This is a genomic window from Caecibacteroides pullorum (assembly GCF_019239235.1).
Taxonomy (GTDB): Bacteria; Bacteroidota; Bacteroidia; order Bacteroidales; family Bacteroidaceae; genus Bacteroides; species Bacteroides pullorum.
This window is the reverse complement of the sequence record NZ_JAAZTS010000012.1, coordinates 22,911-37,309: the sequence shown is the minus strand read 5'-3', so window position 1 is coordinate 37,309 and position 14,399 is coordinate 22,911. Positions and strand designations below refer to the sequence as shown.

The following is a 14,399-nucleotide window of genomic DNA, read 5'->3' as shown; positions in this document are numbered from 1 at the left end:
CCGGGTAATGGAGAAATGAGATTTTTCTCAGGGGTTGTTGCGGTTTATCCGTAGGAATTCTGTATTTTTGCTGCATAAAAATAATACTATATGAAGAAAACAATCTATTCATGGATTAACATCTTGTTGGGATGTACCATTCTTGCAGCCGGTTTTGTGTTTTTTATCAACCCCTATAATATCATTCCAGGAGGAGTGTATGGAGCGAGTATTGTGCTTCACAATCTTTTCCCTTCCATTCAGGTGGGTACGTTCGGTTATATGTTCGACATCCCGCTGCTTATCCTTTCAGTCGTTTTGCTCGGAGCCAAGTTGGGGTCGCGTACCATAGCGGCTGCCTTGGTTACACCTTTTATAATGAATATGCTGTCGCGGGTGGCTTATCCTACGCAGGAAGCCCTGGAGGCACTTGACCCTACGCAACTGCTGGGAGGCTGTATGGACTTGTCCGATCATCTGATGCTGACGACAGTTATCGGTGCTACGCTTATCGGTATCGGTGGTGGTATTGTGGTTCGTAACCAGGCTACTACGGGAGGAACAGACATTGTGGGGATGTTGTTGCAGAAGTATTGCCACATCCGTTTTTCGAGAGCCATTCTGTTGGCCGACGGGGTAGTGGTGTGTTTCGGTCTTGTTGTGATCGGTTTTGGCATCGGAAGTGCTGAAGATATGGTGCAACCGGCCTTGTTCCTTTCTTTCTATTCATTGATTTCCATTTTCATTTATTCGCGTGTCATTGCTTATATGATAAACGGGTCGAAGAATGACAAGCTGATATTTGTCATCAGCGATATCAAGATGACTGACTTGCACAAATACATCCTTGAGGATCTGGATCGTACTGCTACGTGTATCAAGAGTAGTGGACTGTATACGGGCACTGATAAAGAAATGCTTTTCCTCGTGGTGAGCTATAAAGAAGTGGCGGGCGTGAAGCTGAAGATAAAGGAAGTGGATCCTCGTGCTTTTGTAGTAGTGACCGATGCTTACGATGCTTTTGGCGAAGGGTGGAAGCAATTGCCTTCGTCTGCCAACGAGTTGCAACCGGAATAAAACATAAAAAAAGGCTGCTCTTCCCTCGCGGGGAAAGCAGCCTTGGACAAATTACTACAAGGTATTGTGCAATTAATGGATTTCAATTACACGGTTGATTTTAGCCTTTTCTTCGGGTGTGCGTTTAGGTAACTCAATGGTCAACACACCGTCTGTGACGGTGGCGCTGATTTTGTCTTTCTCGACATCTTCAGGCAGAACAAAAGCTTGTTGGAATTTTGAGTAAGAGAACTCACGACGCAAGTACTTCTTGTTTTCCTTGTCTTCTTCCTTGGTTTCGTTCTTTTTCTCCATTGTGATGACCAATTCATTGTCTTCGCCCAAATGGATGTTGAAGTCTTCCTTCGTCATGCCCGGAGCAGCAACTTCTACTTTGTAATCTTTTTCGTTTTCTATTACATTGATGGCAGGAGCAGTAGCGTTGGCTTTTACCATCCAATCGTTATCAAAGAAATCGTTAAAGATACTCGGTAACCAGTTCTGATTGTTGTACTTTCTAATCGGCATCATAGTTGTAATCTCCTATTTTTAAGTTGTTTATTATCATTTTTTCTCTGAACTCCTCCACCTTTCGGTTTCGTTGTTCGCATAAGGAGTTGCAAACTTTGTGCCGGTTGCCGAAATGTCAGTTTAGGTTTCGGCACTTTTTAACTTGTGAAAAGAATTTTAATCAACAATCTCTTTCTTTTAAAACTTTGCATACTTTGTTGGCTTTTGGGGCTTCTGACAGAAAGTGTCCTGTCTGTCAGAATGACGTTTTTTCGGCAAAGATGTCACTTGTCCAGGGTCCAACCTTCATCGTTGTGGTAAACCATCAGTTTGCTCATGCCGCCGTCTACGGTTAAGTTGGTACCAGTGATGAAGCTGTTCCGTTCGTCGCACAGGAAGAATGCTGCCTGTACGATGTCTTCCGGCTCGCCTACACGTCTTGACGGATGTTGTAGAAGGTCGCTTTCTGTATAATGAGGTACGTCTGTTCCTTCGTGGAAACGGGCTGTCTCGATCCATCCTGGTGCGATGGAATTGACGCGTGCAATACCCGCCAGACTGATAGCCAGTGCGTGGGTCAGGGCCGTAATGCCACCTTTGGCAGCCGAATAACTTTCTGTATCTGCTTGTGATTGGAAAGCACGGGTAGATGACAGGTTGACGATACTGGCTCCCGATGCAAAATGGGGCTTTAGCCGGCTGGTCAGCCAAAAGGGGGCTGCCACGCCTACACGTTGCACATACAGGAAGTCATCGTATGTACAGCCGGATAGGATACCGCCCTTCATTAGGCATGCGTTGTTTATCAGGATATCTATTTGTTGCTCGTGTGCAAGTATCCAGTCGACGAAAGTATCTATTACAGTCTGTTCGGCAATGTCACCTTGGAAAAAATGGATCAGATCATTTTTTATTGTGACCTGTTCCTTGTCTATGACATATACACGGGCTCCTTCAGCGCTGAAACTTTCGGCCAGACATCTGCCGATACCTGCCGCTCCTCCGGTAATGATGCAAACTTTGTTCTTGAATTTCATGGTTGAGTTGTCTTTTTTGTTTAATGATAGTGCAAAAATAGGTTTTTTCTCGATATGTGAGGGATTGTGCCTGTAAAGATGTGTTCTAAAAGTTTTTATTTTGGATGGGGAATACTATATTTGCACCGTTAGCGAACACGGTATCTCTTTCTGATAGGTGAATGCTGTTTCTTTATTGACGAATGTTTTTTGAATGTAAAATTATAATGGCATGAAAAATTATCTTTTATTGGCAGCTTCCATGTGTTTGATGGTAAGCTGTGGTTCTGGACAGAAGGTTTCCCAACCGGAAAAGTATTCGCAACGGATGGTGGAATCTCACGGCCTGGTAGATTTCTATTGCAACCGTCATCATCAGACGGAATTGGACAGTGCATCTTGGGATTATGTGTCTGGTTTGGTTGCGAATGCTGTGCTGAAAGCATGGACACTTTATCCCGAAAAAACGGAATATTACGATGCAGTAAAAGCTTTTGCTGACAACAGCACGACGCCCGATGGTTCTGTTATCCTGAATGCCAAGGGAGAGTCGGCACTTCGTCCAAGTAATATTGATGATTTGCCTGCGGGTAATGTTTTCTTTACCCTTTATAAAGAGGAATTGAAGAAAGGAAATACGAAAGATGCCAATCGGTATAAGAACGCAGCTTCGCTTATCCGTAACAAATTGAAGTATGATCATTCCCGTATACCAGAAGGACTTCCTGGGGCAGGTGGATTTTTCCACAAGGCTGTATATCCCAATCAGATGTGGCTTGATGGGTTATATATGGGTTCTACGATTTATGCTCAGTGGCAACATGTGTTCGGACAAGATGATGCTGAGGACAATGCACAGAGTTGGGCTGACATTGCTTTACAGTTCAAGACTATCAATAAATATACCTATGACGAAGGCAAGCAGTTGAACTATCACGCATGGTCGGCTACTCCCGAGGATGAAAATTCTTTCTGGGCCAATCAGGAAGAACCTTTCAAAGGATGTAGTAAAGAGTTTTGGGCGCGTGGCATGGGCTGGTATTTTGCGGCTTTGGCCGATGTGCTCGAGTATATGCCAAAAGATCATGCAGACTATCCTGACGTGTTGGCTATCTTCAATCAGGTGGCAGCTGGACTGAAACGTTGGCAAGATCCGGTTTCTGGTGTGTGGTATCAGTTGCTTCAATACGATGCACAAACGGCTGCCGATGGCAAAGGAGATACAATTAATGGGAAAGTATATAATGTAGGAACGGAGGCCAATTATCTGGAGGCATCTGCATCCGGCATTTTTACGTATGCTTATCTGAAGGGAATCCGTTTGGGATTGCTTGATCGCGAGATTTATCTTCCAGTAGCCGAAAAGGCGTATCAAGGTTTGCTTAAGACCTTTATTCGTGAGCGAGAAGACGGTAAGTTGGACGTGGTGCAGACGTGTGCATCGGCTGGTCTGGGGCCGGCCAAAGATCCGTCTCGTACGGGAACTGTCAATTACTACCTGGCAGGTAAGGATGTGACGGTAGTGGAGAACGAAGGGAAAGCGGTCGGTACCTTTATTCTAGCTTCTGTTGAATACGAGCAGTTGGTCAAATAATCTTCTGTGAATATAAATAAGAAGAGGCGCAGATTGCATAGCATCCGCGCCTCTTTTGTATTCGTATGTATCTTTTCTTATTGTTGTGCAGCTTCCTGAATCATCTGTTCGCTGGCATACATGTAGATTTCTACGCGTCGGTTTTCATCTGCAGACTTGCTCTCGTCATATTCATCGTAGGCTACACCTTTGACGACTTTGAATTGTGCAGGAGATACATTACAATCCTGTAAATAGTTCTCTACCGCATAGGCACGATCTTTGGATACCTTGACGTTGGCTTCATACGTGCCTACTTTGTCTGTATGGCCAATGATGGCGATGTCTGTGGTCGGATCGTCTCTCAATATCTGTGCCAGATCGCGCAGAGAGGCCTTGGCTTCGTTGCTCAGTGTGGAAGAGTTGAACCCGAAAAGGATGCCCGATGCGAACGACACTTTGACAGCAGCCAGTCCGTTGGTATCTGTTACTTTTTCGACTTCTGCACCTTCAATTTTTGCAGCTTCTTCTGCCTTCTTGTCCATCTTCTTACCAATGACAACGCCAGTGCCGGTACCTACTACAGCTCCTACAGCTGCGCCGATGGCGGCTCCTTTCCCTTTACCGATCAGACCTCCAATGGCTGCACCTGCTACGGCGCCACCGCCGCCGCCGATGATGCCCCCTTTGGTTGTGTTGTTCATTGTTCCACAACTGCCGGCCAAAATGGCCATGCTGAGCACTACACTCATTAACTTAACATTCTTCATTTTTCTCTGTTTTAAAAGTTAGGATTAGGTTTTTCTTTCTCAGAATAACGTATTGGTCTCTTCAATGAGTTGACCGTTTTGCCATACGGCACGTATGTTCAGGTCCTTGTCCATGACGAGGATGTCGGCATCCTTATCTTTCTGCAGGGAGCCTTTGCGGTCGAATATGTTCATGATACGTGCCGGAGTCTCACTGGCCATGCGTAAGGCATCGCCCAGCGGAATACCTGCCTTCACCATGGTACGTACCAGTACGTCGCCTGTAGCGATACTGCCAGCCAGGGAAGAACGGTCGGCCAGCTTGCATACACCGTCTTCGATGATGTAGCGAGGATCGTTGATTTCCTTGCCGGCAGTTGCCGAACAGGACATGGCATCGGTGACGAGGCAAGTGTGGTCCACTCCTTTCAGCTTATAGGCCAGGCGCAGGATGGTAGAAGGCAGGTGAATGCCGTCAGCTATCAGTTCGATGGTCATGCCGTCGGTCAGGTAGACGCTTTCTACAGTACCTTCATATTTGTATTCGCGGCGTTTGTGGAAGCCGGGCATGGCATTGTAGAAGTGGGCGGCATGTGTGAATCCAGCTTCGTAGGCAGCTTTGATCTCATCGTATTCGGCTTCGGTGTGTGATACGGCTACCAGAATTCCTTTTTCGCGTAGATATTTGGCAAACTCCAGTGCGCCAGGCAGCTCGGGTGAGGCGTCCCAACGGCGGATGCAGTTTGTGCTTTCCAGCAATTCCTTGTATTCTTTTTCGTCAATGGCTTTCACCTGTCCGGCAAATTGTTCGCCTGCCATCTTGGGGTTCAGGTAGGGACCTTCGATGTGGAGGCCTTCTACCGGGCTGCCCGGCTCCTGCATCATCTTTTCGCAGAGGGCGGCTGCCTGATGCAGCTTGTCGAAAGGCGATGCGGACAGGGTGGGGAAGATGGTCGTGGCTCCATGGAGCAGGTGGGCATGGGTAGCTGTGCGGAAAGCTTCCTCTGTACATTCGGTGAAGTCGTGTCCGCCGCCTCCGTGTATGTGCATGCATACAAAGCCGGGGACGATGTACATTCCCTTGGCATCAATCAGCTTGGCACCGATGAGGGCCAGGTCGCAATTTGTCACTTCCAATATCTTTCCGTCACGCATCAGTACGGAACCTTCGTTCAGCCATCCTTGTGGCGTGAATATGCGTCCGTTTATAATCTGTGTAAGCATCGTTTTTTTCTGTTTTTAGAGGTTTAATATAAAATGATTGTCGCTACAAATGTAGCAACTTCTTGCGACAAATGTTTTTATAGTAGTGAAAATATTTATAATGAGAAGTGTGGTGATAACCATGCCTGTCAGGGGGGAGTGTCAGCCGATGCCCAGCAGTTCGATTTCGAATATCAGTGTGGAACCGCCGGGTATGCCTGGTTGCGAGCACTTGCCATATCCCATTTCGGCAGGAAGGTAGATTTCCCATTTGTCACCCACGCACATTTGTTGCATGGCTATTATCCATCCTTCTATCAGGTCGCTCAGGCGGAAAGCGGCGGGTGTACCGCCACGACTGCTGTCGAATTTCTTGCCGTTGATGGTCCACCCTGTGTAGTGGGCCGTGACAATGCTGCGCGGAGTAGGGTGCTTGCCGTCTGAAGCTCCTGTTGTAATCTTTCCTTTAATTCTAATCCTTTTGCCGCCGCATTCTTTTTCAGGTGAATTTTCATGGCGTAAGCCATAAGGAAAATTCTCCTGAAAAAAGGAATAAATGCGGCTGGCAAATCAGGATTGGGATTTATCTTTGATGGAAGGGATAACAGTTTTTTATTGTATTTATTCGTTAGATTATTCCTTTTTCTTTGTCAAAGACAAGAATTTCGTATAAAGGGAAAAAGTAGAATATTGATAGAGTATTTTCCTCTGAAAGGATAAACGTATGTAAACGGAAAAATGAAAGTGCTTTCGCAGGGTAATTTTCCTGTACGTATGAAGGCTACAGGCTTGAAGTCTGTATTGATGAGTTGGGGAAGATTTATACTCATTCTATTCTTATGCACGTAACCTCCATATATGGTGTAGAAGTCAATATAATGAGCTGTAACGTATTATTCAGTATATAAGGAAACAGAACGAGAGAGATTACACCATCCTTATTAGCAGGAGGCTTTCTTTCGTTTACAGTAACGTTCGCACTGCGCACAGATGTCATACCCCAGCATCGCTCCCAGAATGAAGTCTTCTTCGGGCGAAAGCAGATTGAGCGGTCTGTCTGCCAGAAAACGGATAGCCCGAATGCACTCAGGACGGCCGAAGAACAGATTGATGCTCGTGTCCGAAGCTGGCTGTACGAGAAAATCTATGTGCTGGCTCTTTAGACGGGCTGTAGCAAAGGCTTCATACTTGCGGTTGACTGTATAGAGCACCATGCGGCGCACACCTTTCTTATACTCGTACACGTGGTTCAGAAACACCTTCAGGTCTGCCGGGAGGATGTCGGGGGATGATATCATGTCCATAAAGTTTAAAATGAAGAGAGAAAAAGGTCAGAAGCACTTCTTCAGGTCGGCAGCCCAGGCACTGATGCGGCTGGCGGTCTTGCCACTTTCGTTCACATCGTCCAGCGCGAGACCCACGAAGCATCCGTCCACCACGGCGATGGAACTGCCGAATGAATAGCCGTCCGTGCTGACGCGGTTGCCTAGGAAGGTGCATCCCGTGTCCTTCAGATCTTCGTAGAGGATACCCATACCGTCGCAGAAGGTGTCGCAGTAGGACTCCGAATCGCCGCAGCCGAACAGGGCCACGTCCTTGCCATGCAGGTCCATGCCTTTCAGCACCTTGATGGCATCATACCAGTCGTCCTGCAGTTCTCCGTCGCCCCAGGTGGAGGTTCCCAGTACCAGCACGTCGTAGGTATTTGCCAATTCGGCAGTCAGCTTGTCCGCGCTGTGCACGTCGCCGCCTGTCACTCCCAGTTCGCCGGCCAGTTGTTCAGCCAGGCTTTCGCAGGTTCCGGTGGAGGAACCGTAAAATATACCAATCTTTTTCATGAAGTAAATATTTTAATTGTTTACGGTGCAAAAATATACCGTCTTTTTCTTTTTTGAAATACCTAAAAATAGGGCTTTTTGCTATTATCGTATTGGCCCTGATGAGCATAATAGTATTTTTTTATCTAAGATGGCAATACCTAATATAGGTATATGAGTAAAACGATCTTTAACGTTTGTTATTGGATAGGTTGTTTGAAGTTTTTGAAAAACCGTTAAAATTGGCTGATTTTAAAGTTTGCAATCCTCATTTATTAGGATTAACGATGTTAATAAATACCAAAAAATAGGTATTGTATGTTATAAGTAAAGGTTTTACTTTTGCGCCGATTCTAAAAAACTTAATTATATAAATAAAGATGAGAAAGACTTTAATTTTATGCTTAGGACTTGCTACAACTCTGGGATTTGTTTCATGTAGCGAAGAAGAAGGATTTACGTACAGCACTAACCCTATTGAGAACACAGCACTGAAGGACATTCTGGTACAAAAAGGCTACCAGTTTGACGCAAACGGAAAATTGTTGCTTGACGATTTGGCTAATAATACAACTACGCTTGATCTCTCTGGGACACAGATTTCCACAGACGCACTGGCAGAACTTTCCATGTTCCCTAACTTGACTGATGTGGATCTGTCGGACAATGGTTACGGCCCGGCGTTCGACTTTGCCAAATTACCGGAACAAATCACCGGCATAGACCTGACGGGTAATGAAATCTACGACTATGATAATCTTGTGAGTGTCGTAGTGGAAGAAAACGGCGATGAAACTGTGACTAACCTGCACGAAATTACCAAACTTTACCTTCCGGAAACCGCTAAAGAGAATATCGAAGATCTCGTGCGTTTCTACCGCCAAAACAAGGAAGCCATCACCGCCGGCACCATTGATATGAAGATGACTGATGTCGATGGCAATCTGCAAACCTATACCACCCTGCGCGACGTGCCCGACGCAAACCTGCTCGTCCGTTTGAAGACTGACTTCTCCGATTTGTTTAACGGCGACCAAATAGACCTTAACAAACGCTTGGGACTCGACCAAAAAACAAAGGAGTTACTTGTTTCTCCTACTGATAATGTTTCCAACTTTGAAGGTATTCAATATTTGATAGGAAGTCTCTCTTGGGAAGGCTCTAAATTCGGTCTTTACGCCGCTGAAGTAGAAAATGTAGCTTCTATGCCTAACGTAAAAGTAGGGAAATCCATTACTCAAATCATCCTGCAAAATGTAGAAGTGGAAGCTATCGATTTATCCAATGCTACTAATTTAGTAAATGTATGGATTCAGAATATCCCGGGTTTGCAGAAATTAGATTTGAGCTATTCTACTATTTGGGGACAACGAGATAAAGAGACGGAAAGTAATGAAACGTATGGCAGTAATCTGATGGTTCTTGGATGTCCTGCACTGAAAGAAATCAAATTGCCCGAAAAGGATGAATTGAAAGTTAACACCATTGACATCGAAAGCCTGGACGCATTGGAAACATTCGACATGTCGAATGTCAAAATGCTATCTAACATAGCTATTGGTGATTTGAATAATGACTTTAATCTGGTCTATCCGGAACTGACCATTTTCTATAATGAAGATGGACGTGCCGGTACTACTTTTGCCTGTTCAGAAAGCACTTTCTATAGAGAATCGACTCAAGCATTCTTAAAAGCAAACTATACCGATATCGATTCATCCGATAAAGTTAGAAGGTTAGGTTACAGTTCTTCTTTGATGTATGATGAAGGATGCCGTTGGAGGACTTTATTGAAAAATCAATAATAAAGTGTAATTATTTTTTTGTTAGACTTTAATTATAAAAACGATGCGAAAATTTTTCTTAGGAGCTACCCTTGTTGCAGCAAGTTTCGGAATGGCGCAGTCTGCTGACGCTGCCACAGTGATGGATGTGGATGGTGTAAGTACCGTATTGGCAATCAGCGATTACGAAGGTACTTATAACGGTACAATGGATCAAATCAAAATGAGAGGAGAAGATTATGAACCGCGTACAGCCTCTTATACTCTTGAAGGAGGTCTTTTAACTTGCGATTTTCCGCAAATCGGAAGTATGCCGGGAAATATCACTATCGAGTTGGAAGTAGAAGTAGATGAAGAAACCGGTGAAATTACAGCAAATGAAGGCGATCAAGCCGGGACTTTGAAAATCTTAAACATGCTGCCGATAAAATTGTACCTGGATTCTTTGACTGATGCCAAAGTTACAGGCAACACTATCGAGTTTACTCTGGCAGTATCCGGTAAGTTCTTAGGTGCAGATTTCCCTGCATCCGTACACTTTGTTGGAACAAAATAATTCGTCATTATTTTGTCAAGCTACGAAATTAAATTCAGAAAGAGTAAGGAGAAAGTTGTCAAACGGCTTTCTCTTAGCTCTTTTTTGTGTGTTACTAAGAAAAAATTATCACAATATATTCACCTCACCCAATGGGGAAGACACCATTATCCTGTCGGCAAGGCTGCTATGTCGCTAAAAACACTCCCGGTATGCAACCGACGGCGAGGAAACAAAATTATCCAAACCGCCTGAACCGCTTCTGAGGCCTACATGCGGTACACAGCAAAGACAGACTTTGCCATCGGAAAAAGCCTGCCTTTAATCATGGAAAAGCCATGACTTTACATACCCTTTGCGGAATACACGCAGGCAAGGGTAATGAACAGGAAACAATTATGGATTACAAAACAAGTAAATTATATAAGCAAAATGAAAAAGTTATACTTTTTATTCAGCCTTCTTATGGCAACAGTAATCGGATTAAGTTCGTGTGAAAGTGACGATTCACTTACCAATGAGCCACCTGCACAGGAATATATTGATAAGGCAAAGGAAATCCTCAACGGCGACATCGTACTCTCTACCAAAGCCACTATGAACGGCGTGGACAAGACTCTATTGGAGAGCGGTTGCCCAACCAAATTCAACTTCTCATGGCGGGAAGACGGGATGATGGTGCTTGACCTGAGCGACTTCACCGTAGGTGCCATGCCATTTGCCATCACCTTTCGATGCGCAACGCAGTTTATGAACCTTAACAGTTGGGAACAGGACGAATATCCCGACGACGGCTGGGTGAAGTTCGTAGGCACGGACGGGAATGTCACCACCAGTGGCGATGACGCTGCGGACAACCAACAAGGTAGTGGCGCCCGTGTGGACGGTTTCCTGAATGTGAACACTAACCAGATGGAGTTCATCGTGGACTACAACATGATGAACGTACGTACCGAAACTTTCCTGCAAACTATTGACAAGACCCGCATTGACCGCTTTGAAGAAGAATTTTCGCAGTATGAGAAAGACCTGGAAGAAGCAAAGAAAGAACAGGGTAAGAATTGAATATAAACAGTTGGAATTGTAAAAACAAAACGATAGATGAAACAGATTACAACCTTCATCCTGCTGTTGGCGCTATGCGTCTGTACGGATGCGGCAGCCCAGCGGAGCGTCAGGCTGACGGTGCTGGAGAAAGGGACGGAACAGCCGGTCATAGCCGCTAATGTGGCCTATGCCGACAATCCGGAACTGAGGAACGCCATGCACACCATCACGGACGTGGACGGACAGACAGTGCTGAAGCTTGCAGGGAAAGGTAGTTGGTACTATAAGGTGACATACGTCAGCTTTGTACCGGAAACAGGGAAAATAGATAAAACCGAAACGGTGAAGACCGTATATATGAAAGATGATGCACTGGGGCTGAACGAAGTAGTCGTGACGGGTTCGCGTGCGGCACGCCCCATCAAACTGTCCCCCATAACCACGCAGGTATTGGGGGGTAAACAATTAGTGGATGCCGGATACGCCAATCTGCAGCAGGCTCTCCAGCAGGAAACTCCGGGACTGAATATACAGAAAGTGGGCTTCGGAAACGAAATCTCCATGCAGGGACTGGATGCCCGGCACGTGTTGTTCCTGATGGACGGCGAACGTATGACGGGCGACATGGCGGGCAACCTGGACTATGAACGTTTCAACCTTCATGCCATAGACCGCATCGAGATAGTGAAAGGTGCAAGCTCCACCCTCTACGGAAGCCGTGCGGCTGGAGCTGTCATCAACCTGATAACCAAAAAGACCTCCAAACCGTTGTCGATAGACGCCGGAGTGCGTTATGGACAGATGAACGAGCGCAACTACAAGAATCCGCAGCCAAGCGACTTCCTGTATATGTTCGAGCAGAATGCCGACCGCCCCAACCTGCAAGGCTGGGTGTCAGCCGGCTTCAATACGGGCAAAGTGACCTCGCAGACCGATGTGTGGTACAGCTCCACCGACGCATTCTATATGTATCAGGCGGAGAACGACAAGAAAGTCTATACGCAGGAGGCCAACCCTTTCCTTCCCCATGACATCACGGTGGTCAGCACCGCAGCCCGCCCGCCAATGGGTATCGAAGGCAAGGAGCACATCACGATGTCACAGAAAGTCTATTACGATCCGATAAAAGATTTGTCAGTTTTGGTATATGGAGGAGGCTTCTTCATGAACACGTACGACCTGATACAGGACATGACGTTCAGTCAGGCGAACGAATGGAACGCCGGGGCCAAGGTGACTTACCATATGAAAGACTGGTTCAGCGTGACCGGAAGCCTGCACGGGGATTTCTATAACCGATACAAGCGCCATGAGCGCATCGATACCCGTAATAAGGACTATGAGAGCAGCATCTGGCAACCCCGTCTGACCGTGACGAGCGACTACTTCGACGGCCACAGTCTGATATTCGGCATCGAACACACTTCTGACGAATTGACCAGCGACCGTTTTTCGGGCAATGCCAACCATGACCTGAAAACCCGCGCCCTGAAAGAGACGGAATATTTCTTGCAGGACGAATGGACCATCAATCCCCAATGGATGGTGTCTGCCGGAGTGCGCACTAACTTCTCGCGTGCGTTCGGTTTCATGGCTATGCCTAAAGTGGCTGCAAAATATTCACCCAATGAGCAGTGGGCTATCCGCGCCAACTATTCAATGGGTTACCGTTCTCCCAGTATTAAGGAACTTTTCTTCAACTGGGACCATTTGGGAATGTTCATGATTCGCGGTAATGAGAACATGCAGCCGGAGAAGAACAATTACTTTTCGCTCGGTGCAGAATATTCGAACGACCGCCTGTTCGTGTCAGGTACGGCATACGGCAACTATTTCCGCGACAAGATTGAGGGAGTGTGGCGTATTTATGACATGCAGTACAATTTTGAATATACCAATCTGAGCAAGCAGCGTCTGTTGGGTATTGAAGCTTTGTTACGCTGGAGGGTATTGGATTGTATGACCCTTAACGGAACTTACAGTTATGTCAATGTGAGCAAGAACGAGGGCATACAGGTAAATACCACATCTCCACACGCTGCTACTGCAAGTCTGGATTATAAATATGCACGGAAGAATTATCGTCTGAATGCTGTGTTCAGTGCATCGTATATGGGAAGCAAGAAGTTCGATGTGCAGGATCGCGTATTCGTGGAAGAGGACAACAAGAGCTATGATGCCTATTTCCGTTGCGACCTTCCGCAATATGTACTGTGCAACCTCTCCGTATCGCAGACTTTCTGGAACAAGGTGAAGCTGACTCTTGGTGTGGACAATCTGTTCAACTATGTGCCGAAAACACTGGGTTCTGGGATTACGATGTTCAATGTTCCGGCTACAGCCGGAACCCGCGGATGGGTACAGATGGAATTTATGCTTGATGATGTGATTAACTCTTTAAAGAAAAGGAAATGAAAGGTTTGAAATTGAAAATAATGGTTTTTCTGTTGGGGTGTCTGACGATGACCGCTTGTGTGGACTATGACGACATACAGCCTTTCAACGGAAAGACACTGCCTCGCAAGTCGGGTTATTCCACCGGTGTGACGAATGACTGGATTTATTTTAACCTGCGTACCGGCGAAATGTTCAATGCCTATGGGGTGAACAAGGACATCAAGGAAGGCGAACAGTACGGCCGCACGGATTGGGACTTGGCTTTTTGTGGCTACGTGTTGAGAACAAACAGCGGTACCAGTGGCATAGGCCGTGGAGGTGCTGCCGACTTGGGATATGGCGAATACAATAAGTGGACAAGCGTTTCACAGTTACCGTCGGATTTGGAATGGGTGGTCGATAATGGTGAGGTCAGTGTGACCATGTCGCAGAACGACTGGAACCATTACCTAGTGGAGAACGGGCTGGATTTTGATTCTAATCCCTGGTTCGACCCGAACAACGGACCACAAAGGACAAAGACCAATGCCAATCCGTTGCTGGCAGAGGCGATGACGTTTGCCGGACCTCCTCCTGTATATACTCCGTCTTTCCACACATACGTAGTGCGTACGGCAGACGGACAGCGTTACTTCAAAATACAGATTATCAGCTGGTATGATGCCAATGTGGAGATAGGTGACGAAGGAGGAAGAATCAGTTATTACTGCGACGAACTAAAATAAGAAAAGAT

13 protein-coding genes and 1 pseudogene are annotated in these 14,399 nt (G+C 46.1%); 7 read left to right on the top strand and 7 right to left on the bottom strand.

Annotation, left to right across the window (positions count from 1 at the left end):
* Positions 1-90: 90 nt before the first annotated feature.
* A complete protein-coding gene (locus HF894_RS09440) occupies positions 91-1,056 on the top strand; it encodes a YitT family protein (protein ID WP_204971841.1) in 966 nt (321 codons plus the stop codon).
* A 72-nt stretch (positions 1,057-1,128) separates the two neighbouring features.
* On the opposite strand, the gene HF894_RS09435 is transcribed toward HF894_RS09440, so the two are convergent.
* Entirely contained in the window at positions 1,129-1,566 is a 438-nt protein-coding gene (locus HF894_RS09435) for an Hsp20/alpha crystallin family protein (RefSeq protein WP_204971839.1), read from the bottom strand.
* A gap of 263 nt (positions 1,567-1,829) precedes the next feature.
* Positions 1,830-2,582, bottom strand: a complete 753-nt coding sequence (locus HF894_RS09430; RefSeq protein ID WP_204971837.1) for an SDR family oxidoreductase — start codon at positions 2,580-2,582, stop codon at positions 1,830-1,832.
* A 211-nt stretch (positions 2,583-2,793) separates the two neighbouring features.
* Between HF894_RS09430 and HF894_RS09425 the strand changes: the two genes are divergently transcribed.
* Positions 2,794-4,155 (top strand): glycoside hydrolase family 88/105 protein, encoded by a 1,362-nt coding sequence (locus HF894_RS09425; RefSeq protein WP_204971835.1) that lies wholly within the window; start codon positions 2,794-2,796, stop codon positions 4,153-4,155.
* A 77-nt stretch (positions 4,156-4,232) separates the two neighbouring features.
* On the opposite strand, the gene HF894_RS09420 is transcribed toward HF894_RS09425, so the two are convergent.
* The 5 genes and pseudogenes from HF894_RS09420 to fldA all read right to left on the bottom strand — a co-directional run bounded on the left by HF894_RS09420 (position 4,233) and on the right by fldA (position 7,924).
* Entirely contained in the window at positions 4,233-4,904 is a 672-nt protein-coding gene (locus HF894_RS09420; protein ID WP_075317190.1) for an OmpA family protein, read from the bottom strand.
* A gap of 39 nt (positions 4,905-4,943) precedes the next feature.
* On the bottom strand, positions 4,944-6,107 hold the full coding sequence (nagA, locus tag HF894_RS09415) for an N-acetylglucosamine-6-phosphate deacetylase (RefSeq protein WP_075317189.1): 1,164 nt from the start codon (positions 6,105-6,107) through the stop codon (positions 4,944-4,946).
* A 141-nt stretch (positions 6,108-6,248) separates the two neighbouring features.
* A pseudogene (locus HF894_RS09410) lies at positions 6,249-6,536 on the bottom strand (FKBP-type peptidyl-prolyl cis-trans isomerase); the annotation flags it as partial.
* Between the two features lie 491 nt (positions 6,537-7,027).
* Positions 7,028-7,384, bottom strand: coding sequence for a DUF2023 family protein (locus HF894_RS09405; RefSeq protein WP_021847328.1), 357 nt, complete (start codon positions 7,382-7,384; stop codon positions 7,028-7,030).
* A gap of 33 nt (positions 7,385-7,417) precedes the next feature.
* Entirely contained in the window at positions 7,418-7,924 is a 507-nt protein-coding gene (gene fldA, locus HF894_RS09400; RefSeq protein WP_021847329.1) for a flavodoxin FldA, read from the bottom strand.
* A gap of 359 nt (positions 7,925-8,283) precedes the next feature.
* Here fldA and HF894_RS09395 point away from each other — a divergent pair, with 359 nt between their 5' ends.
* The 5 genes from HF894_RS09395 to HF894_RS09375 all read left to right on the top strand — a co-directional run bounded on the left by HF894_RS09395 (position 8,284) and on the right by HF894_RS09375 (position 14,391).
* Positions 8,284-9,708, top strand: coding sequence for a hypothetical protein (locus HF894_RS09395; protein ID WP_204971833.1), 1,425 nt, complete (start codon positions 8,284-8,286; stop codon positions 9,706-9,708).
* Positions 9,709-9,751: 43 nt separating this feature from the next.
* Entirely contained in the window at positions 9,752-10,243 is a 492-nt protein-coding gene (locus HF894_RS09390) for a hypothetical protein (protein ID WP_054349837.1), read from the top strand.
* A gap of 411 nt (positions 10,244-10,654) precedes the next feature.
* Positions 10,655-11,287, top strand: a complete 633-nt coding sequence (locus HF894_RS09385; protein ID WP_154577713.1) for a DUF4903 family protein — start codon at positions 10,655-10,657, stop codon at positions 11,285-11,287.
* A gap of 36 nt (positions 11,288-11,323) precedes the next feature.
* Positions 11,324-13,684, top strand: coding sequence for a TonB-dependent receptor (locus HF894_RS09380; RefSeq protein ID WP_204971831.1), 2,361 nt, complete (start codon positions 11,324-11,326; stop codon positions 13,682-13,684).
* Positions 13,681-14,391 carry an HmuY family protein gene (locus HF894_RS09375; RefSeq protein WP_154577711.1) on the top strand — a complete coding sequence of 237 codons (711 nt, stop codon included), beginning with the start codon at positions 13,681-13,683 and terminating at the stop codon, positions 14,389-14,391. The genes HF894_RS09380 and HF894_RS09375 overlap by 4 nt, the downstream gene beginning before the upstream one ends.
* Positions 14,392-14,399: the final 8 nt, after the last annotated feature.